Below are 20,024 nucleotides of genomic sequence, written 5' to 3'. Positions count from 1 at the left end.
GAAGGCGCGCGGGGCGCGGAGGGCGCGCGGGGCGCGGAGGGCGCGCGGGGCTTGACGATGAGGGGGGAACTCTGATGCCGCAGGGACAGCCGAGTCACGTGCCCGCGGACGGGTTGACGACGCGGCAGCGGCGGAATCGGCCGCTGCTCGTCGTCCACACCGGACAGATGAAGGGGAAGTCGACGGCCGCCTTCGGGCTGGCGCTGCGGGCCTGGACGGCCGGCCTGCCGATCGGAGTCTTCCAGTTCGTCAAGAGCGCCAAGTGGCGGGTCGGGGAGGAGAACGCCTTCCGGGCGCTCGGCGAGGTGCACGAGCGTACCGGCCAGGGCGCGCCGGTCGCCTGGCACAAGATGGGTGAGGGCTGGTCCTGGATCCAGCGCGGCGGCGAGGCCGACCACGCCGCCGACGCCCTGGAGGGGTGGCGGCAGATCCAGCGGGACCTGGCCGCCGAGCGTTACGGGCTGTACGTGCTGGACGAGTTCACCTACCCGATGAAGTGGGGCTGGGTGGACGTCGACGAGGTGGTCGCCACCCTCGCCGACCGGCCCGGCTTCCAGCACGTCGTCATCACCGGTCGCGACGCCGACCCGCGCCTGGTCGCCGCCGCCGACCTGGTCGCCGAGCTGACCAAGGTCAAGCACCCGATGGACGCCGGTCAGAAGGGCCAGAAGGGCATCGAGTGGTGATCGCCCCCGCCGAACCGTTGTCGCTGCCCCGGGTGGTGGTCGCCGCGCCGGCCAGCGGCCACGGCAAGACGACGGTCGCCACCGGGCTGCTCGCCGCGCTGCGTCGACGCGGCCTCGCGGTCAGCCCGCACAAGGTCGGCCCGGACTACATCGACCCCGGCTACCACGCCCTCGCCGCCGGCCGGCCCGGTCGCAACCTCGACCCGTTCCTGGTCGGGGCCGAGCGGATCGCCGGCCTGCTGCGGCACGGCGCGAGCGTCCCCACGCCCGCCGACATCGCCGTGGTGGAGGGCGTCATGGGCCTGCACGACGGCGCGGTGGGCCGGCGCGACTTCGCCTCCACGGCACACGTCGCCCGGCTCGTCGACGCGCCCGTGCTGCTGGTGCTGGACACCACCGCGCAGGGCCGCTCCGCCGCGGCGCTGACCCTCGGCATGGCCGCGTTCGACCCCGCCGTGCGGGTCGGCGGCGTGATCCTCAACCGGGTCGGCTCGCCCCGCCACGAGACGCTGCTGCGCGACGCCCTCGCCGAGGTGGGCGTACCGGTGCTCGGGGCCGTCACCCGCGCCGCCGAGGTCGCCGCGCCGGCCCGGCACCTCGGGCTGGTACCGGTCGCCGAACGGGCCCCCGAATCGCTCGCCATCGTCACCGCGCTCGCCGAACTGGTCGAGGCCACCGTCGACCTCGACGCCGTCCTCGACCTGGCCCGCAGCGCCGGGCCGCTGACCGCCCCGGCCTGGGACCCGGTCCAGGCCGTCGGCGGGCCGGCCGGCGTCGGGCGGCCACGGGTCGCGCTCGCCGGTGGTCCGGCCTTCACCTTCTCGTACGCCGAGACCGCCGAACTCCTCACGGCTGCCGGCGCGGACATCGTCACCGTCGACCCGCTGCGCGACCCGGCGCTGCCCAGCGGCACCCGGGCGGTGGTCATCGGCGGCGGCTTCCCCGAGGCGTACGCCGAGGCCCTCGCGGGCAACGGCACGCTCCGCGCCGAGCTGGCCGACTTCGACGGGCCGATCGTGGCCGAGTGCGCCGGGCTGCTCTACCTCGGGCGGTCCCTGGACGGCGTACCCATGTGCGGGCGGCTGGACCTGACCGCCCAGATGACCGGCCGGCTCACCCTCGGCTACCGCGAGGCCGTCGCCGTCACCGACTCACCGGTGGCCCGGACGGGCGAGCCGGTACGCGGCCACGAGTTCCACCGCACCACCACCGACCCCGGACACGGCAAGGCGCCGGCGTGGCGTTGGAACGACACCGAGCACGGCTTCGTCGACGGTCGGGTGCACGCCTCCTACCTGCACACCCACTGGGCCGGGCACCCCGCGGCGGCCCGCCGGCTGGTCGAGGCGGCCCGATGACCGCCACGCTGACCGGCGTCGGCGTCGGACCGGGCGACCCGGAACTGCTCACCGTCAAGGCGGTGCGGGTCCTGCGCGAGGCCGACGTGGTCTTCGTACCCGTGATGGCGGACCGGGCCGAGACCAGCGCGACGACCGGTCCGACGCCGCCGGGCGCGGACGCCGGACGGGCCGAGGCGACCGTCCGGGCCTACGTCGCGGCGGACCGGCTGCGCCGGCTGCCGTTCGCCCTCGACGATCGAGGTGGGGTGACCGCCCGCCGCACGGCGGCCTGGGACGAGGCCGCCGGGACGGTCGTCGAGGCGATCGACGCGGGCGCGCGATCGCTGGCCTTCGCCACCATCGGCGACCCCAACGTCTACTCCACCTTCGGCTACCTGGCGCAGAGCGTGCGGGCCCTGCGCCCCGCCGTGCGGGTGGCGACGGTGCCCGGCGTCACCGCCATGCAGGAGCTGGCCGCGCGCAGCGGCACCCCGCTCGTGGAGGGACGCGAACCGCTCACGCTGCTGCCGGCCACCGCCGGCCTCGCGCCGTTCGCCGACGCCCTCGCCGGGCCGGGCACCGTGGTCGTCTACAAGGGCTGGCGACGGCACCCCGAGCTGCTGGCCGAGTTACGCCGGCAGGACCGCCTTCCCGACGCGGTGCTCGGGCGCGCCCTGGGCCTGCCCGGCGAACGGATCGGCCCGGTCGACGACGCCGGGCCCGACCTGCCGTACCTGTCCACGCTGCTGGTCCCCGCCCGGCGCGCGTACCGAGGAGGAAAACTGTGACCAGCGACGGCAAGGTGTGGTTCGTCGGCGCCGGCCCGGGCGCGGCGGACCTGCTGACCCTGCGGGCCGCCCGCGTGATCGCCACGGCGGACGTCGTGATCTGGGCGGCCAGCCTGGTGCACGCCGACGTGCTCGACCACGCCCGCCCCGACGCGAAGGTCGTCGACTCGTCGCAACTGCCCATCGAGGGGGTGTTGCCGCTCTACGAGCGGGCCGCCGCGCAGGGGCTGACCGTGGCGCGCATCCACTCCGGCGACCCGGCCCTCTGGGGCGCGGTGCAGGAGCAACTGGACCTGTGCCGGGCGCTCGACCTGGCCGTCGAGATCGTCCCCGGGGTGTCGTCGTTCACCGCCGTGGCCGCGATCGTCGGGCGGGAACTGACCGTGCCCGAGGTCGCCCAGTCGGTGATCCTCACCCGCCTCGAAGGCGGCAAGACCCCCATGCCGCCCGGCGAGCGGGTCCGCGACTTCGCCCGGCACGGCACCACCATGGCGCTGTTCCTCTCCGCCGCCCGCTCCGGGCAGGTGCAGGCCGAACTGCTGGCCGGCGGCTACCCGGCGGACACTCCGGCCGTCGTGGCGTACCAGGCCACCTGGCCCGACGAGCTGGTCGTGCGCTGCACGGTCGGCACCCTGGAGGCCACCGTCAAGCGGCACAAGCTGTGGAAACACACCTTGTTCCTGGTCGGCCCGGCCCTCGCCGCGACGGGCACCCGCTCGCACCTCTACCACCCGGGGCACTTCCACACCTTCCGTCGCGCCGAACCGGCCGCCCGCGCCGAGCTGCGCCGCGCCCGCGCCGGAGAGACAGAAACCCCATGACGTACGCCGAACCGCCGCTGCGCGAGCCGGACCTGCCGCGTACGGCGAAGGTCCGGCCCACCGCGCTACGGACCGGCTGGACCACCGGCGCGTGCGCGACCGCGGCGGCCAAGGCGGCGGTCACCGCCCTGGTCACCGGCGAAATCCAACCTGAGGTGGAGATCGGCCTGCCCGCCGGGCGACGGGTGCGCTTCCCGGTGGAACGCTGCGAGGTGACCGGCAGCCCACCGGTGCGCGCCGAGGCGGTCGTGGTCAAGGACGCCGGGGACGACCCGGACGTCACCCACGGCGCCGAGCTGACCGCCACCGTGGACTACACGGACGCCCCTGGGCTGCGGTTGGCCGGCGGCACCGGCGTCGGCACCGTCACCAAACCCGGCCTCGGGCTCGCCGTCGGCGGACCGGCCATCAACGACACGCCCCGCCGGATGATCGGCGAGGCGGTGGCCGAGGTCGTCGACCTCACCGAGGTCGGTGTGCGCGTGGTCATCAGCGTGCCCCGGGGCGAGATCATGGCCCGCAAGACCACCAACCGGCGGCTCGGCATCCTCGGCGGCATCTCGATCCTCGGCACCACCGGAATCGTCCGGCCCTTCTCCACCGCCTCCTGGCGGGCCAGCGTGGTGCAGGCCGTGCACGTCATGGCCGCCCAGGGCGAGCGGACCGTGGTGCTGTGCACCGGTGGGCGTACCGAGCGGGCCGCCCGCGCGCTGCTGCCCGACCTGCCCGAGGTGTGCTTCGTCGAGGTGGGCGACTTCACCGGCGCGGCGGTGAGCGCCGCCGTCGAGGACGCGATGACCGGCGTGGTCTTCGTCGGCATGGCCGGCAAGCTCGCCAAGCTCGCCGCCGGCATTCTGATGACCCACTACACCCGCTCCACGGTGGACCTGTCCCTGCTCGGCGCGGTGACCGCCGACGCCGGTGGCGATCCGGCGCTCGTCGCCGCCGTGACCGAGGCCAACACCGGGCGGCACGCGTACGAGCTGTGGGAGGCGGCCGGCCTGCTCGGTGCGGCCGGGGACCTGCTCTGCCAACGGGTCCAGGCGGTGCTACGACGCTTCGCCGGGCCGACGGTCACCGTGGACGTGGCGATGGTCGACTTCGCCGGCGCGCGGGTCGTCGCCTCGTCCGGCCGGTGGCCGCGATGAGCGCCCCGGACGCGCTGGTGGGCGGAGTGACCTCAAGCGAAGCGACGGCGACGGTGGCATCCCCGGACGCGCTGGTGACCGTGGTCGGGCTCGACGCCGCCGGGGCGCCGCCGCATCCCGCCCTCGCCTCCGCGCTGGCCGGCGCGGGACTGGTGGTCGGGGCGGCCCGGCACCTGGCCGCGGTGCCCGTACCGGGGAGCGCGCAGACCATCGTCCTCGGACCGCTCGCCCCGGCCCTGCGCCGGTTGGCCGACGCCGTCGACGCCCGGGTGCCGGCCGTCGTGCTGGCCAGCGGCGATCCCGGCCTGTTCGGGATCGTCCGGCGGCTGCGCGCGGCCGGGCTGCCGCTGCGGGTGGTGCCGGCGGTGTCCAGTGTGGCCGCCGCGTTCGCCCGCGCCGGACTGTCCTGGGACGGCGCGGCCGTGGTGACCGCGCACGGCCGCGACCTCCGACCGGCGCTGAACGCCTGCCGGGCGCTGCCGCTGGTCGCGGTCCTCACCGCGCCGGGGGCCGGGGCCGCCGAAGTGGGCGCCGGCCTCGTCGGCTGGTCCCGACGCCTGCTGGTCGCCGAGAACCTCGGCACCGACGCCGAACGGGTGCGGGAGATGAGCCCTGCGCAAGCCGCCGCCGGCACCTGGCCCGACCCACACGTCCTGCTCAGCGTCGCCGTGTCCGAGCCCGCCGTGCCCGTGCCCGCCGTGCCCGTGCCCGCCGTGCCCGTGCCCGCCGTGTCCGAGCCAGCCGTGCCCGTGTCTGCGCCCGCGCGGGCCGTGCCCGCGCCAGCTCCCGAACCCGTCGCGGTCGGTGGGATGCGCGTCGACAACCAGCCGGCCGCCGCGCCGGTCGGCGGCTGGGCGCTGCCGGAGAGCCGGTACGCCCACCGCGACTCGATGATCACCAAGTCGGAGGTGCGTGCCCTGGTCGTCGCGCGGCTGCGCCCCCGGCTGGGTCGCCTCGTCTGGGACGTCGGCGCGGGCAGCGGCTCGGTCGGCATCGAGTGCGCGCTACTCGGCGCGGCCGTGCTCGCCGTCGAGCAGGACCCGGCGTCCGCCGCGACGATTCGGGAGAACGCCGCCACGCACGCCGTCGACGTCCGGATCGTCGTCGGGCGTGCCCCGACGGCGCTTGATGGTCTGCCCGAACCGGACGCGGTCTTCGTGGGTGGCGGCGGCGTCGACGTCCTCGCCGCCGTGGTGGCCCGCCGCCCCGAGCGGATCGTGCTCACCCTGGCCGCGCTGGATCGCGTCGCGCCGGCGGTGGCGCTGCTGCGCGCCGCCGGCTACCGGGTCGAGGGCAGCCAGCTCGCCGCCGCCCGCCTCGCCGACCTGCCCGGCGGGTCGATCCGTCTCGCGGCCACCAACCCGGTGGTCGTCCTCACCGGGGAGCGCCCGTGAACGACAACACTCCGGCGCGGATCGGCCTGGTGGCGGCCACCGCCGCCGGTCGGCGGCACGCCGACATCCTGGCCGCCGCCTGGCCGCACGCCCGGCTGGTCGAGGGCGACGGCGTCGCCGACGCGCTACGCGCCGCCTGGGCGGAATGTGACGCGGTGGTCGCGTTCCTGGCCACCGGCGCGGTGGTACGCGTCCTCGCGCCGCTGCTCGGCGACAAGCGCACCGACCCGGCCGTGGTGGTCGTCGACGAGGCGGCCCGGCACTCGGTGGCGCTGCTGGGCGGTCACGCCGGCGGCGGCAACGACCTCGCCGAGCGGGTCGGCGCGCTACTGGACGCCCAACCGGTGGTCACCACCGCCACCGACGCGGTCGGGCTGCCCGGGCTGGACACCCTCGGCTGGCCCGTGCGGGGCGCGGTCGCCGCGGTGTCCCGGGCCATCCTGGACGGTGAGCCGGTCGAGCTGGTCGCCGACGCCGCCTGGCCGCTACCCGCCCTGCCACCGAACGTGCGCGTCGTCCAGCCCGAGGCCGGCGCCGGCCATGCCGGCCACCCCGGGGCCACGTCCGTCGAAGGCGTGGCCGTTGAAGGCGCGTTCGTCGAAGGCGCGTTCGTCGAAGGCGCGTTCGACGAGGGCGTCACCGGCAGCGCGGCCGACGAGAAGGCGACCGGCGGTCACTACCGACTGCTGGTCACCGATCGGGTGGTGCCGATCGACGCGCGGACCGCCGTGCTGCGACCGCCGTCGCTGGTCGCCGGTGTCGGGGCGAGTCGGGGCGTACCGGCCGCCGAGGTGGCCGAACTGCTGCACCGGGTGCTGGCCGAGGCCGGCGTCGACCCGGCGAGCCTGAGCTGCCTGGCCAGCGCCGACATCAAGGCTGACGAGGCGGGCATCCGCAGCACCGCCGACGCGCTCGGCGTACCCCTGGTGACCTGGCCCGCGACGCGCCTCGCCGCGGTCGACGTGCCGCACCCCAGCGAGGTGGTCCGGGCGGCGGTCGGCACGCCGAGCGTCGCGGAGGCCGCGGCCCTGCTCGGCGCGGACGGCCGGGCCGGCGACGCGACGCTGCTGGTGGGCAAGACCGCGTCGGCGATGGCGACCGTGGCGGTGGCGCGGCACGCGCCGCGCGGCCGGCTCGCCGTCGTCGGTCTCGGGCCGGGCGCGGCCGACCTGCGCGCTCCCCGGGCGGTGGCGGAGCTGCGCCGCGCGGCCGTGGTGGTGGGCCTGGACCAGTACGTCGACCAGGTCCGCGACGTGCTGCGGCCGGGCACCCGGGTGCTCGCCAGCTCGCTCGGCGCGGAGGAGGCGCGGGCCAGGGCCGCCGTGGCCGAGGCCGCCGCCGGCCGCGCGGTCGCGCTCATCGGGTCCGGCGACGCCGGGGTGTACGCGATGGCGAGCCCCGCCCTGGAGTACGCCGACGAGCGGATCGACGTGGTGGGCGTGCCCGGGGTGACCGCCGCCCTCGCCGCCGGGGCGCTGCTCGGCGCGCCACTCGGGCACGACCACGCCTACGTCAGTCTGTCCGATCTGCACACTCCGTGGGAGGTCATCGAGCGGCGGGTGAGCGCCGCCGCCGAGGGTGACTTCGTGACGGTGTTCTACAACCCGCGCAGCCGCGCCCGCGACTGGCAGCTCGGCAAGGCGCTCGGCATCCTCGCCGCGCACCGGCCGCCGGACACCCCGGTCGGGGTGGTGCGCAACGCCAGCCGCCCCGGCGAGCGGGTGCACCTCGCGACGGTGGCCACGCTCGACGCGGCCATCGTCGACATGTACAGCGTGGTGGTGGTGGGCAACAGCGACACCCGGCTGGTCGCCGGGCGGATGGTCACACCCCGGGGGTACCGGTGGCGCTCGTGACCATCGACGCCTGCCAGGGCTGCGGCGCGTGCCTGCTGACCTGCCCCACGCACGCGATCAGGCCGGTCGCCGGCGGCCTCACGGTACGCGCCGACCGGTGCACCGGCTGCCTGGAGTGCCTGGAGATCTGCCCGGTCGACGCGATCCGCGTGACCGAGCCCTGGGAAGGAGCCCGATGAGCCGGACGGTGCATCCCATCGAGGTCGAGTCGTACCGCATCCTGCGCGAGCGCGTCGACCTGTCGCACCTGCCACCACTGACCCGGGCGGTTACCGAGCGGGTGGTGCACGCCAGCGCCGACCTCGCGTACGTCGACGAGCTGGTCTGCGACGAGGTGGCCCTGGAGGCGGGGCTGGCCGCGCTGCGCGCGGGCGCACCCGTGGTGACGGACGTGGCGATGGTCGCCGCCGGCATCACCCGGGCCGGACTGGAACTCGTCTGCCCGGTCGCCGAGCCGGCCGCCGCCGAGCTGGGCCGCGCGGCCGGCATCACCCGCTCGGCGGCGGCCGTGCGGATCGCCCTGGACCGGGTCGGCCCCGGCGCGGTCTGGGTGGTCGGCTGCGCGCCGACCGCGCTCGTCGAACTACTCACCCTGGACGCCGCCCCGGCGCTGGTCGTCGGCCTGCCGGTCGGCTTCGTGGGCGCGGCCGAATCGAAGGCGGCGCTGCGGGCCAGCGGCCTGCCCGGGGTGTCCAACGTGGGCGAGAAGGGCGGCTCGGCGGTCGCCGCCGCCGCCCTCAATGCCCTGCTCTACAGCGAGGAGAGGTCATGACCGGGTTGGTCATCGTCGGGCACGGCACGCGCAGCGCGGCCGGGGTCGACCAGTTCGCCGCGCTCGTCGAGCGGGTCCGCCGTCGGGGTGAGATCGGCGACGTGGAGGGCGGTTTCATCGAGCTGTCCCGTCCGCCGCTCACCGACGCGGTCGGCACGCTCGTCGGGCGCGGTCACCGGAACCTGGTCGCGCTGCCGCTGGTGCTCACCGGCGCCGGGCACGGCAAGGGCGACATCCCGGCCGCGATGGCCCGTGAACAGCAGCGGCACCCCGGGTTGACGTACCGCTACGGGCGTCCGCTCGGCCCTCACCCGTTGCTGCACACGGCCCTCGAGGAGCGCATCGACGCCGCCTTGGCGGGCACCACGTCGGCGGACGCCGACCGGGCCGGTACCTGGGTGGCGCTCATCGGGCGCGGCTCCACCGACCCGGACGCCAACGCCGAGGTCGCCAAGGTCGCCCGGCTGCTCTGGGAGGGGCGCGGGTACGCGGGCGTCGAGCCCGGGTTCATCTCCCTCGCCGAACCGTCCGTGCCGGCGGTGCTGGAACGGCTGCGCCGGCTCGGCGCGCGGCGGATCGTCGTCGCGCCGTACTTCCTGTTCGCCGGGGTGCTGCCCGACCGGATCGTCGCCCAGTCGGCCGAGTTCGCCGCCGCCCACCCCAACCTGGACGTCCGCGTCGCCGACGTGATCGGCGACTGCGACGCCCTCGCCGACCTGGTGCGCGAACGTTACGACGAGGCGCTGGGCGGGGACATCCGGATGAACTGCGACACCTGCGCCTACCGGGTCCTGATGCCCGGCTTCGCCGACAAGGTGGGCCGCCCGCAGCAACCGCACGACCACCCCGACGACCCGGTTGGCCACCACCATCACCACCACCACGGGCACGGGGCGATCGCGGTGGCCACCGGGTCCTGACGCTCACTCGCTGCGGGCCGTCTCCGGGCCGGTGACGCGTTCCAACAGCGGCATGGTCGAGGCGATGACGCCCAGGCAGGCAGCCAGGCCGACGACGACGATCAGAGCGAAGCGCGGCGGCGGCGCGACGAGCGTGTAGTGCATCTGCGCCCGCAGGAACAGGTGCCCGGCGAGCAGTCCCATCCCGATGGCGACGGCGGCGACGGCGAGCATCGGTACGGCGCTCTCCAGCGCCACCACCCGGCGCAGGACCCGTACCGGGGCGCCGCTGAGGCGTAGCAGGCTGAACGGTCGACGGCGTTCGGTGAGACCGCCGATCACACTGACCGCGAGGCTGCACCCGCCGAGCGCGAGGCTGGCCACGATGATCACGTTGGCCAGTTGTTCCCAGCCGCGCAGCGTGTCGGCGAAGTCCGACTCGAAGTCGCCGGGCACGTTCGGCCCCACCCAGAAGGTCGGGAAGGCGACCTCCAGCACGGTGCGGACGCCCTCGATGGCGGTGGCGGACCCGTCCGTGCCGACGACCACCGACAACACCGGTAGCCGTTGGAGGTCGTCGAGGGTGAGCGAGGCGGCGGGCCAGACCGTCGCGGGCGATGCCGACTCCCGCCAGCGGCTGAGGCCCATCGGCACCTCGATGACGCTCGCGCCTTCGGCGCACCGGCCGTACGCGCTCGGGAGGTCGGCGCACGCGATCACCCCGACCTCGCCGGAGCCGGTGGGCGCCGGGTTCTCCCGGATGGCGGTCGCCGACCGCACACCGCTGATCGCGTGCAGGTCGGCGAAGAGCGTGTCGGGCACCGACTGCGCCTTCTCGTCGAAGACGGTGTTCACCGTGCCCGCGTCGGTCGAGCCCACCGGCGCCGGACCACGGTTGGCGACGATCGTGGTGATCACGCCGACGGCCACGCTCGTCACGAACAGCGCGAGCATGATGCCGCTGATCGCCCGGAACCCGGCCTTCGGGTTGTCGGCGAGACGTCGCGCGGCGATGAGCGTGGCGGGACGGTTGGCGTACCGGGCCATCACCCGCGCGCCGACCATCGTCAGCCAGGGACCGGCGAGGACCAGGCCGGCCATGATGAGCAGCAGGCCGGGCAGGAACACCGCGGTCTGGCCGTCGGACGTCGCGGGCTTGAAGCCGAGGGCGAAGAGCAGCACGGCGACGCCGAGCACCATCGGGATCAGCCGGTACGCGCGTGGGGCGCGGGGAGTGACCCGTCGGGTGACGCCCAGCGGCGAGATCCGGACCCGGCGCAGCGAGATCTGGGCCGCCAGCGCCGCGCCGGCCGGGACGCCGAGCGCCACCAGCAGGATGTTCAGCACGCCCAGGGACATGTCGCTGGGGAAGAACGGCATGCCGGTGAACGGGATGCCCGCGAGCGGGTCGCGGAAGGCGTAGAACAGACCGAAGCCGACGGCGGTGCCGGCGAGGGCGGCGGCGGTCGCCTCCACGGCGGCGACCGTCGAGATCTGCCGGGGCGTCGCGCCGACCAGGCGCATCGCGGCGAAGCGCTGCTCCCGGCGGGCGGCGCTGAGCCGGGTGGCGGTGCCGATGAAGATCAGCACCGGGAACAGCAACCCGCCGGCGATCACGCCCAGGATGAGGTCCACCGTGGTCTCGGGGAGGGCGGGGGTGTCGCCGACGCTGGTGACCTGCTTGGCGGCGGGCAGAGCGGCGACCTGGTCGGGGGTGCCGCCCACGATGATGAGCAGGGTGTCCGGCGAGGTCAGCGCGGCCGGACCCACCGTGCCGAGGTTACGCCCCGGGTAGCGGTCGCCCAGTTCGGCGGCCGGGTGGGCGGCCAGCAGATCGCGGAACGCGGGCGAGGCGTAGAACTCCCCGGAGCCGGGGACGGTCGGGACGCCGACCGGGGTGGGCGACGTCGAGCCGGTCGCGGCGACGTCGATGCGGATGATCTGCTTGCCACGGAAGTAGTCCTGACGGGTCGACCACCACAGCGGGTCGACGTCGCCGGCCGAGGCGTTGGGATACATCGAGGCGTACCGGGTGAGCTGGGCGTTGACGGCGTTGACCCCGGCCAGGGTGGTGAGCAGCAGCCCGCTGCCGATCGCGACGGCGGCGGCGATGACGAGCAGGCGGGTGAGTGCCTCCCGGCCACCGGCCACGGCGAGGCGGAGGCCGAAGCGGATCATGAGGCGATCCGTTCCGGCGCGTTCACGCGCCCGTCGCGGACCATGACCTCGCGATCGGCGTACGCGGCGATCCGCGCCTCGTGGGTCACCAGGATGACTGTGGTGCCCTGCTCGCGGGCGGAGCTGACCAGCAGGTCCATCACCTGTTCGCCGGTGAGCGAGTCGAGCGCGCCGGTCGGCTCGTCGGCGAAGAGCACCTGCGGCTCGGCGACCAGGCCGCGGGCCAGGGCGACGCGTTGCGCCTGCCCGCCGGAGAGCTCGCCGGAGCGGCGCTGCTCCAGGCCGTCCAGGCCGAGGCGCGTGAACCAGGCGCTCGCCTTCGGCAGCGCCTGCTTGCGGTGTACGCCGTCGAGCAGCAACGGCAGCGCGACGTTCTCCACGGCGGTCAGCTCGGGGACGAGTTGACCGAACTGGAACACGAAGCCGAACCGGTCCCGGCGCAGACCGCTGCGCCGGCTTTCGTCCATGGCGTCGACGCGTGCCCCGTCGAAAAGGATCTCGCCGGAGTCGGGCACCAGGATGCCGGCCAGGCAGTGCAGCAGGGTGGACTTGCCCGAGCCGCTGGGCCCCATGATCGCGACGATCTCGCCGGTGTCGACGCTGATGGTTGCACCCCGAAGGGCGGGCGTCTGTCCGAAGGCGAACGTCACGTTACGGGCTTCGATGACGACGCTCATGGCCGCACCTCCTTGCGCAGGGCGTCCAGTCGGGCGCCGGTCATCTCGATCCACCGGAGGTCGGCCTCCAGGTGGTAGAGGCCGTGGTCGGCCAGGAGCGCGTCGACCAGGTTGCCGGCGCGCTTGATCTCGGTCAGCTCGCGCATCCGGTGCAGGTGCGCCCTGCGCTGGGTGTCGAGGTAGTCGGCGGCCGGCCGGTCCAGCATCAGCGCGAGGACGACCTTGGCGAAGAGCACCGTCTGTAGGTGCGGCTCCGGGTCGACGGGCTGGGTCAACCACTGCTCGACCTCGGTCGCGCCGACGTCGGTGATGATGTAGCGCTTGCGGTCGGGCCCCGCGCCGGGTGCGACGTCGCTGATCACCACCTTTCCGTCCCGGGCGAGCCGGCTGAGGGTCGAGTAGACCTGGCCGAACGGCAGTGGCTTGCCCCGGCCGAAGAAGGCGTCGTAGTCGCGCTTCAGGTCGTAGCCGTGGCTGGGTTCTCGTTCGAGGAGACCGAGCAGGGTCAGTGGCACGCTCATGCCCAGGAGACTACACCGAGGGTATACCTCGCGTATATACCCTCGGGGTACTCGCCGTCGCGCTCCTGGCCCGGGGGTGTGCTGGGTGTTTGCAAGGAAGGGCCCGTTACTAACGCATAGCGTTAGTAACGGGCCCTTCCTTGCGGGTCAGGCCGTCAGGGCGTGGGCCAGGGCGTAGCCGGCGCTGGCCGCGGTGAGCCCGGCGGCGACGCAGCCCGCCACGTTGGCCAGCGCGAACAGCCGGCGACCGCCCCTGGCCAGCCGCAGCGTCTCGTAGCTGAACGTCGAGTAGGTGGTGAGGGCCCCACAGAATCCGGTGCCGACGAGAGCGCTGACCGCCGGACCCGCCGGTACGCCGACGAGAGCGCCGAGCAGCAGCGAGCCCACCACGTTGACGGTCAACGTGCCCCAGGGGAACGCCGAGGTGTGCCGGGACTGCACGGCCCGGTCGGTGAGGTAGCGCAGGGGAGCGCCGACGGCCGCGCCCAGGGCGATCAGCAGGACGGTCATCGGGCCGCCGCGCCGCTCAGCAGTCGGGCGGTGACGGCGTCACCCAGCGCGACCGCGACGAGCGCCCCGAGCAGCGTCGCGGCCAGGTAGGCCAGCGCGGTGCCCGCGGCGCCCGCGACCAGCGCCTGCTGGATGTCGACCGCGTAGGTGGAGAACGTGGTGAAGCCGCCGAGAATCCCGACCCCGAGGAACGGGCGCGCGAGGGGGTGCCCGCCGCCGAGGTGCCCGAGCACCGCCATCAGCACGCCGATCAGCAGACAGCCGGACGTGTTGACGGCGAACGTCGCCCACGGGAAGCCGGTCGACGCGTGCGGAGCGAGGTGTTGCAGCCCGGCCCGGCCCAGCGCGCCGAGCACGCCGCCCGCCGCGATGGCGGCGACGATCGCCGCGGGGTGCGCGGTCAGCTCACCCCGGTCGGCGGGCACCCGGAGGTCGACGTCTGGGTCGGTGCGCGGGTCCAGCGGCTCTGCCACGGGTTCTCAGCGTACTGCCGCCGCCGGCGGTGTCCGCGTACGGCTCACGGACGCCGGCGGCCGCGCGTGTCAGCCTCAGCGTACGGCCGCGACGGCGGCGTCCGCGCCGCCTCGCCAGAGGGTGCCGACCTGGTCGAAGCCGGCCGCCGTGAGGGCGGTCAGGTGCCAGGAGACCGGCGGGGTCCACTCGGGGCTGTGCCCACTCGGATAGATCGTCTGCCGCTGGGCGACCAGCGGGGCGAGCGCCGGGTCGGCGCCGGCGCGGGCCCACCAGTCCGACCAGGACAGCGTCGAGCCGGCGGCGTAGCGGGCTTCGCGCCGGTCACGTGCCCGATCCAGGAGTCGCTTGGTCAGCGCCGGCAGCGCGTCCTCGGGCATGTGGTCGGCGTTGACGAGGACGCCGCCCGGGCGCAGCACGTCGCGCAGTTCGGCGTAGAGCTGCCCGAGCCGGTCGGCCGGCAGCCAGTGCAGGGCGGTGGCGGTGAGGACGGCGTCGTAGTCGCGATGGGGGAGCGCGGCGTGCCAGTCGGGGGCGCCGAGGTCGGCGGTGACGATCGTGGCGCGTCCGCCGAGCGAGGCGCGGGCGATGGCGAGCAGCGCCGGATCGAGGTCGACCAGGGTCACCTCGGCGTCGGGGAAGCGGGCCAGCGTGCGCAGCGAGATGGTCCCGGTGCCACCCGCCAGGTCGAGCACGCGCGGCGGTCGACCGTCGACGACCGCGTCGACGGTGTCGAGCATGGCGGTGAAGCGGTGTTCCCGGTCCGGCAGGTACGCCTCCTGCTGGCGGTCCCAGCTCTCCTGCCATGCCCAGGGATCGGTGATGTAAGGACTCATAAGAAAAAGGCTAGTTACAGCACCGGAGTGTTGTCCAGACCTTGTTGCACATCTTTTGCAACTGCGAGAAGATGGCAGGGCGATGATCGAGGTGACGCCGGGTCAGGCAACCGCCCGACCCGGCGTCGTCGTCCCGGCGGTCAGGCCGCCGTCTCCGCCACCTCCGTGTCGGCCGTCGGTGCCGGCTCGCTCCGCCGAGCCAGCCGCAGCGCCCCGACGAGGACCAGCAGCCCGGCCAGGGTGAGCGCGGCGCCGGCCCAGATCGGCGAGGTGTAGCCGAACCCGGCGGCGATGGTCACCCCGCCGATCCAGGCGCCCAGCGCGTTGCCGAGGTTGAACGCGGCGATGTTCGCGCCGGACGCCAGGGTCGGTGCCTGGCGGGCGTAGTGCATGATCCGCATCTGCAGCGGCGGGACGGTGGCGAAGCCGAACCCACCCATCAGCACCAGCGCGACGATGGTCAGGGTCGGGCTCGTCGCGGTCAGCGCGAAGCCGACGAGGACCACGGTGAGCGCCGCCAGGACGGTGACCAGCGTGCGCGACAGCGACCGGTCGGCCGCCCGGCCACCGAGCAGGTTGCCGGCGAAGAGGCCCACCCCGAAGAGGACGAGCAGCCACGGCACCGTGCCGCTGGCGAAGCCGCTGACCTCGGTGAGGGTGTAGGCGATGTAGGTGAACGCGCCGAACATCCCGCCGAAGCCGAGGACGGTGATCACCAGCGACAGCCAGACCTGGGTGTGGGTGAAGGCTCCCAGCTCGCCGCGCAGGCCGCCGGCGGGGCGGTTGGCGTCGGCGGTGTCGCGGGCCGGGATGAGCACGGCCAACCCGATCAGGGCGACCACGCCGATGGCGGTGATCGCCCAGAACGTGGAGCGCCAGCCGAAGTGCTGCCCGAGGAAGGTGCCGAAGGGTACGCCGAGCACGTTCGCGATGGTCAGTCCGGCGAACATCATGGCGATGGCGCCGGCGCGACGGGCCGGCGCGACCAGGCCGGCGGCCACCACGGCGCCGATGCCGAAGAACGCGCCGTGGCAGAGCGCGGCGACGACGCGACCGGCCATCATCACCGAATAGTTCCCCGCGAGGGCGGAGAGGAGATTGCCGACGATGAAGAGCACCATCAGGCCGAGCAGTACGGGCTTACGGGGCAGTCGGGTGACCGCCGCGGTGAGGGCGACTCCGCCGACGGCCACGCTGAGCGCGTAGCCGGAGATCAGCCAGCCGGCGACCGGCTCGGTGACCGCGAAGTCGGCGGCCACCTCGGGCAGCAATCCCATGATCACGAATTCGGTGAGGCCGATACCGAAGGCGCCGATGGCCAGCGCGATCAGGCCGGGCGGCAGGGACTGTTGGCGTGCGGACATGGTCATCCCATCGGGGAGGGGTCGGATGTGCAGCGTGTGCAACTACACGCGTTAACAACGAGATGCTTGCACACGCTCTATATAAGCGCAAGCGTGGTAGCCTGGGCTCCAGGTCAGATCACATCGAGGAGGCCGAGATGGGCATCGCCGATGACGCGGTCGAGATCCGCGCCCAGGGCTGGCGCACCCTCGCCGCCCTGCACGGGCTCATCGAGGCGTCCCTGGAACGGGCGCTGCAGGCCGGCCACGAGCTGTCCGTCGTCGAGTACACGGTGCTCGACGCGCTCTCGCGGCAGGACGGCTGGCACATGCGGATGAGCCAACTCGCCCGCGCCGCCGCGCTCTCCGGAAGCGCCACCACCCGCCTCGTCACCCGGCTGGAGCAGCGCGGACTGTTGACCCGCATCCTCTGCGCCGACGACCGGCGCGGCATCTACACCGAGCTGACCCCGGCCGGGTCCGAGCTGCTCGCCCGCGCCCGACCCACCCACGACCGGGTACTCACCGACGCGCTCGCCGAGGCGCACGCCACCCCCGAGCTGGCCCCACTGGTCGACGCCCTGCACCGGCTGCCGGCCGTCCGCTGACCGCCCGGTCAGGCTGACGACGGCGGGCGTACGGTACCCGGGATCGCCGCACCAAGGGAGGCACGCGATGCAGGACCGCACCCCGGCACTCCAGGAGTTGGAGCCGATCGAGCGCGCCGACGTCGACGAGCTGCGCGCCCTGCAACGCGAGCGACTGCGCTGGTCGCTGCGGCACGCGTACGACAACGTGCCGCACTACCGCCGGGCCTTCGACGCCGTCGGAGCGCACCCCGACGACTGCCGGGACCTCGCCGACCTGGCCCGTTTCCCGTTCACCGGCAAGGCGGAGCTGCGCGACAACTACCCGTTCGGCATGTTCGCCGTACCCCGGGAGCAGGTGGCCCGACTGCACGCGTCCTCCGGCACCACCGGCCGACCCACCGTGGTCGGCTACACCCGCGACGACCTGCGCACCTGGGCCCGGCTGATGGCCCGGTCCATCCGCGCCTCCGGCGGACGACCCGGCGACCGGGTGCACGTCGCGTACGGCTACGGGCTCTTCACCGGCGGCCTCGGCGCCCACTACGGCGCCGAGGAGTTGGGGTGCACGGTCATCCCGGTCTCCGGTGGCATGACCGAACGGCAGGTCATGCTGATCCGCGACTTCGAGCCCGAGATCATCATGGTGACGCCCAGTTACATGCTCGCCATCGTCGACGAGATGCGGCGTCAGGGCGTCGACCCGCGCAGCACCTCGCTGCGGGTCGGCATCTTCGGCGCGGAGCCGTGGACCGAGGACATGCGCCGTGAGATGGAGCAGCGCCTGGACATCCACGCGCTGGACATCTACGGGCTCTCCGAGGTGATGGGCCCCGGCGTGGCCACCGAGTGCGTCGAGACCAAGGACGGGTTGCACCTCTGGGAGGACCACTTCTACCCGGAGATCATCGACCCGGTCACCGGCGCGGTGCTGCCCGACGGCGAGCAGGGCGAACTGGTGCTCACCTCGCTGACCAAACAGGCGATGCCGGTCGTGCGCTACCGCACCCGCGACCTCACCCGGCTGTTGCCCGGCACCGCGCGCCCCATGCGCCGGATCGAGAAGATCACCGGCCGGACGGACGACATGATGATCGTGCGGGGGGTGAACGTCTTCCCCACCCAGATCGAGGAGCTGATCCTGCGGACGCCCCAGCTCTCGCCGCACTTTCAGTGCGTCCTGGACCGGCAGGGCCGGCTGGACACCCTCACCGTACGGGTTGAGCGACGCGCCGACGTGGCCGTGGACGCCGCCGAGCGGGCAGGTGCCGCCCTGGTGGAGCTGGTGAAGAACACGATCGGGGTGAGCGTCACTGTGGACGTGCTCGCCCCGGACGCGCTGGAGCGGTCGATGGGCAAGATGCGCCGTATCGTCGACCAGCGACGGGCCAGCTGACCCCGTCCGGTCAGCGGGACAACGGGTCGGCCGGTGTCGACCTAGGATCGACGCCATGCGTGTGCTGGTGGTCTCCGCTCCGCTGGTCGGGCACGCCTTCCCCCTGGTGCCGCTGGCGGTCGCGCTGCGCGACGCCGGCCACGACGTGCTGCTGGCCACCGGCGGCGGCGCCCTGGCCGCCGCCGACGCCGGACTGGCCGTGCACGACATCGCGCCGGGCTTCGACTTCGGCCGGATCGCCCGGCGGGTCTTCCTCCGCCATCCGCTGATCGCCCGTGCCGAGATGGCCGGCACCGCCGACACCCGGGGCGCGGGGCTGCTCTTCGGCGCGCTCAACGACCAGCTCACCGACCCGGTCGTCACGCTGGCTACGCAGTGGCGACCGGACCTGGTGCTGCACGAGCCGTTCGCGGTCGCTGGGGCGGTCGCCGCCGCACGGCTGGGCGTGCCCGCCGTACGCCAGGAGAACAGCCTCTTCGACGGCCGGGAGCTGGTCGCCGCCACCGTCGTCCGGCTCGGCGCCGCGCTGCGCCGGCACGGCCTGTCCGAGCTGCCCGCCCCGGCCGCCGCCCTCGCCGTGGCGCCACCCAGCGTCGCGACCCAGGACGGCTGGCCGCTGCGCCACACCTCCTACGTGGGCGGCGGTGAGCTGCCGGACTGGCTGCGGGAGCCCGCCGAGCGGCCCCGGATCCTGGTCACCCGCAGCACGCTGACCGGCCCCGGCGACCGGGGCCCGATGCCCGCCGTGGTCGCGGCCGCGCCCGACGTGGACGCCGAGATCGTGCTGGTCCGCCCCGACCGGCGTACGGCGGCCGGTCCGTTGCCGGCCAACGTCCGGGTCGTCGACTGGATCCCGCTCGACGAGGCGTTGCCGGCGAGCGCGGCGCTGGTTCATCACGGGGGCGCGGGCAGCGCGCTCGGCGCCCTCGCCGCCGGCCTGCCGCAACTGGCGACCGTCGGTCCGGGGGACCGGCGGCACAACGCGGAGCTGGTGGCTCGCCGGGGCGCGGGTCTCGCGTCCCGCCCGGCCGACATCACCGCGCGCACGCTGACCCGGCTCCTCACCGACGAGACCCTGCGGACCGTCGCCGTGCAGGTCAGCCAGGAGATCGCCGCGATGCCACCGCCGTCGGCCCTGATCGCCCGGCTGGCGGCGCTGGTCTGAGCCCACCCCCGCGTGTCCCCGCCGGTCGGCGGCCCGGCGGCGGCAGGATGACCGGATGCGCCACGTCGTGCTGTTCCACTCCGTGTACGGGCTGCGGCCCGCCGTCCGCGCCGCCGCCGACCGGTTGCGCGCCGCCGGGCACCAGGTCACGACCCCCGACCTGTACGGCGTGCCCGCCGCCGACACCGTCGAGGACGGCTTCGCGCTGCTCGACAAGATCGGCCACGAGCTGGTGCTCGACCGGGCCCGCGCCGCGCTGCGCGACCTGCCGCCGCAGACGGTCCTCGCCGGCTTCTCGATGGGCGCGGGGGTGGCCGGGGCGCTGCTCGCCGAACGCCCCGACGCCGCCGCCCTCCTCCTGCTGCACGGCACCGGCGGTGCGCCGGACGTCGTGCGGCCCGGGTTGCCGGTGCAGTTGCACGTCGCCGACCCGGACCCGTACGACGCGCCGGACGAAATCGACGAGTGGCAACGGGCGATGACCGCCGCCGGCGCCGACCTGACGGTGTTCCGCTACCCCGGCGTGGGTCACCTGTTCACCGACCCGGCCCTGACCGAGTACGCCCCGGACGCCGCCACGGCGCTCTGGCCCCGCGCGCTGGCCTTCCTCGCCGACACCTGACCGCGCGTCCGCGC

General features: G+C 74.6%; 20 protein-coding genes and 1 pseudogene. 14 read left to right on the top strand and 7 right to left on the bottom strand.

From position 1 onward, the window contains the following. Window positions 1–74 precede the first annotated feature (74 nt). The 10 genes and pseudogenes from cobO to AB0J36_RS07580 form a co-directional block, all read left to right on the top strand. Window positions 75–686, top strand: a complete 612-nt coding sequence (cobO, locus tag AB0J36_RS07625; protein ID WP_357118340.1) for a cob(I)yrinic acid a,c-diamide adenosyltransferase — start codon at window positions 75–77, stop codon at window positions 684–686. Next, window positions 686–2,044, top strand: coding sequence for a cobyrinate a,c-diamide synthase (locus AB0J36_RS07620; RefSeq protein WP_357399036.1), 1,359 nt, complete (start codon window positions 686–688; stop codon window positions 2,042–2,044). Before cobO ends, AB0J36_RS07620 begins: the two co-directional genes overlap by 1 nt. Next, window positions 2,041–2,814 carry a precorrin-2 C(20)-methyltransferase gene (cobI, locus tag AB0J36_RS07615; RefSeq protein WP_357169929.1) on the top strand — a complete coding sequence of 258 codons (774 nt, stop codon included), beginning with the start codon at window positions 2,041–2,043 and terminating at the stop codon, window positions 2,812–2,814. Before AB0J36_RS07620 ends, cobI begins: the two co-directional genes overlap by 4 nt. After that, on the top strand, window positions 2,811–3,635 hold the full coding sequence (cobM, locus tag AB0J36_RS07610) for a precorrin-4 C(11)-methyltransferase (protein ID WP_357169932.1): 825 nt from the start codon (window positions 2,811–2,813) through the stop codon (window positions 3,633–3,635). The genes cobI and cobM overlap by 4 nt, the downstream gene beginning before the upstream one ends. Next, window positions 3,632–4,783 (top strand): cobalt-precorrin-5B (C(1))-methyltransferase, encoded by a 1,152-nt coding sequence (locus AB0J36_RS07605; RefSeq protein ID WP_357169935.1) that lies wholly within the window; start codon window positions 3,632–3,634, stop codon window positions 4,781–4,783. Before cobM ends, AB0J36_RS07605 begins: the two co-directional genes overlap by 4 nt. Beyond that, window positions 4,780–6,177 (top strand): precorrin-6y C5,15-methyltransferase (decarboxylating) subunit CbiE, encoded by a 1,398-nt coding sequence (gene cbiE / locus AB0J36_RS07600; protein ID WP_357169938.1) that lies wholly within the window; start codon window positions 4,780–4,782, stop codon window positions 6,175–6,177. The genes AB0J36_RS07605 and cbiE overlap by 4 nt, the downstream gene beginning before the upstream one ends. Then, the gene (cobJ, locus tag AB0J36_RS07595) at window positions 6,174–8,033 is read left to right on the top strand and encodes a precorrin-3B C(17)-methyltransferase (protein WP_357169941.1); all 1,860 of its coding nucleotides are present in this window, start codon (window positions 6,174–6,176) and stop codon (window positions 8,031–8,033) included. The genes cbiE and cobJ overlap by 4 nt, the downstream gene beginning before the upstream one ends. After that, window positions 8,021–8,212, top strand: a complete 192-nt coding sequence (locus AB0J36_RS07590) for a 4Fe-4S binding protein (RefSeq protein WP_357169944.1) — start codon at window positions 8,021–8,023, stop codon at window positions 8,210–8,212. The genes cobJ and AB0J36_RS07590 overlap by 13 nt, the downstream gene beginning before the upstream one ends. Beyond that, on the top strand, window positions 8,209–8,805 hold the full coding sequence (locus tag AB0J36_RS07585; RefSeq protein WP_357169947.1) for a precorrin-8X methylmutase: 597 nt from the start codon (window positions 8,209–8,211) through the stop codon (window positions 8,803–8,805). The genes AB0J36_RS07590 and AB0J36_RS07585 overlap by 4 nt, the downstream gene beginning before the upstream one ends. Beyond that, window positions 8,802–9,695, top strand: a pseudogene (locus tag AB0J36_RS07580) (sirohydrochlorin chelatase); the annotation flags it as partial. The gene AB0J36_RS07585 and the pseudogene AB0J36_RS07580, both read left to right, overlap by 4 nt. 33 nt (window positions 9,696–9,728) lie before the next feature. Here the strand turns inward: AB0J36_RS07580 and AB0J36_RS07575 are convergent. From AB0J36_RS07575 to AB0J36_RS07545, 7 genes are all read right to left on the bottom strand, one after another. Next, entirely contained in the window at window positions 9,729–11,882 is a 2,154-nt protein-coding gene (locus tag AB0J36_RS07575; RefSeq protein ID WP_357169950.1) for an FtsX-like permease family protein, read from the bottom strand. Beyond that, window positions 11,879–12,559: an ABC transporter ATP-binding protein gene (locus tag AB0J36_RS07570; protein ID WP_357118361.1), complete on the bottom strand. Its 681-nt coding sequence runs from the start codon at window positions 12,557–12,559 to the stop codon at window positions 11,879–11,881. Before AB0J36_RS07570 ends, AB0J36_RS07575 begins: the two co-directional genes overlap by 4 nt. Further along, a complete protein-coding gene (locus AB0J36_RS07565) occupies window positions 12,556–13,080 on the bottom strand; it encodes a PadR family transcriptional regulator (protein WP_357118364.1) in 525 nt (174 codons plus the stop codon). The genes AB0J36_RS07570 and AB0J36_RS07565 overlap by 4 nt, the downstream gene beginning before the upstream one ends. 147 nt (window positions 13,081–13,227) lie before the next feature. Beyond that, window positions 13,228–13,590 carry a fluoride efflux transporter CrcB gene (crcB, locus tag AB0J36_RS07560; protein WP_363660282.1) on the bottom strand — a complete coding sequence of 121 codons (363 nt, stop codon included), beginning with the start codon at window positions 13,588–13,590 and terminating at the stop codon, window positions 13,228–13,230. Further along, window positions 13,587–14,063: a CrcB family protein gene (locus AB0J36_RS07555; RefSeq protein WP_357118370.1), complete on the bottom strand. Its 477-nt coding sequence runs from the start codon at window positions 14,061–14,063 to the stop codon at window positions 13,587–13,589. The genes crcB and AB0J36_RS07555 overlap by 4 nt, the downstream gene beginning before the upstream one ends. Window positions 14,064–14,138: 75 nt before the next feature. Further along, window positions 14,139–14,897 (bottom strand): class I SAM-dependent methyltransferase, encoded by a 759-nt coding sequence (locus AB0J36_RS07550; RefSeq protein WP_363660281.1) that lies wholly within the window; start codon window positions 14,895–14,897, stop codon window positions 14,139–14,141. 140 nt (window positions 14,898–15,037) lie between these two features. Continuing rightward, window positions 15,038–16,261, bottom strand: a complete 1,224-nt coding sequence (locus AB0J36_RS07545) for an MFS transporter (RefSeq protein ID WP_363660280.1) — start codon at window positions 16,259–16,261, stop codon at window positions 15,038–15,040. A gap of 137 nt (window positions 16,262–16,398) precedes the next feature. On the opposite strand from AB0J36_RS07545, the gene AB0J36_RS07540 reads away from it, so the two are divergent. From AB0J36_RS07540 to AB0J36_RS07525, 4 genes are all read left to right on the top strand, one after another. Then, window positions 16,399–16,848, top strand: a complete 450-nt coding sequence (locus AB0J36_RS07540) for a MarR family transcriptional regulator (RefSeq protein WP_357118380.1) — start codon at window positions 16,399–16,401, stop codon at window positions 16,846–16,848. 67 nt (window positions 16,849–16,915) lie between these two features. Next, window positions 16,916–18,223: a phenylacetate--CoA ligase PaaK gene (paaK, locus tag AB0J36_RS07535; RefSeq protein WP_363660279.1), complete on the top strand. Its 1,308-nt coding sequence runs from the start codon at window positions 16,916–16,918 to the stop codon at window positions 18,221–18,223. A 55-nt stretch (window positions 18,224–18,278) separates the two neighbouring features. Then, on the top strand, window positions 18,279–19,388 hold the full coding sequence (locus AB0J36_RS07530; protein WP_357169966.1) for a nucleotide disphospho-sugar-binding domain-containing protein: 1,110 nt from the start codon (window positions 18,279–18,281) through the stop codon (window positions 19,386–19,388). A gap of 55 nt (window positions 19,389–19,443) precedes the next feature. Beyond that, window positions 19,444–20,010 carry a dienelactone hydrolase family protein gene (locus tag AB0J36_RS07525; RefSeq protein ID WP_357118389.1) on the top strand — a complete coding sequence of 189 codons (567 nt, stop codon included), beginning with the start codon at window positions 19,444–19,446 and terminating at the stop codon, window positions 20,008–20,010. The last annotated feature ends 14 nt before the right edge of the window (window positions 20,011–20,024 follow it).

Source organism: Micromonospora sp. NPDC049662, from assembly GCF_040675055.1.
Lineage (GTDB): Bacteria > Actinomycetota > Actinomycetes > Mycobacteriales > Micromonosporaceae > Micromonospora.
This window is presented reverse-complemented; position numbering and strand designations above follow the sequence as displayed.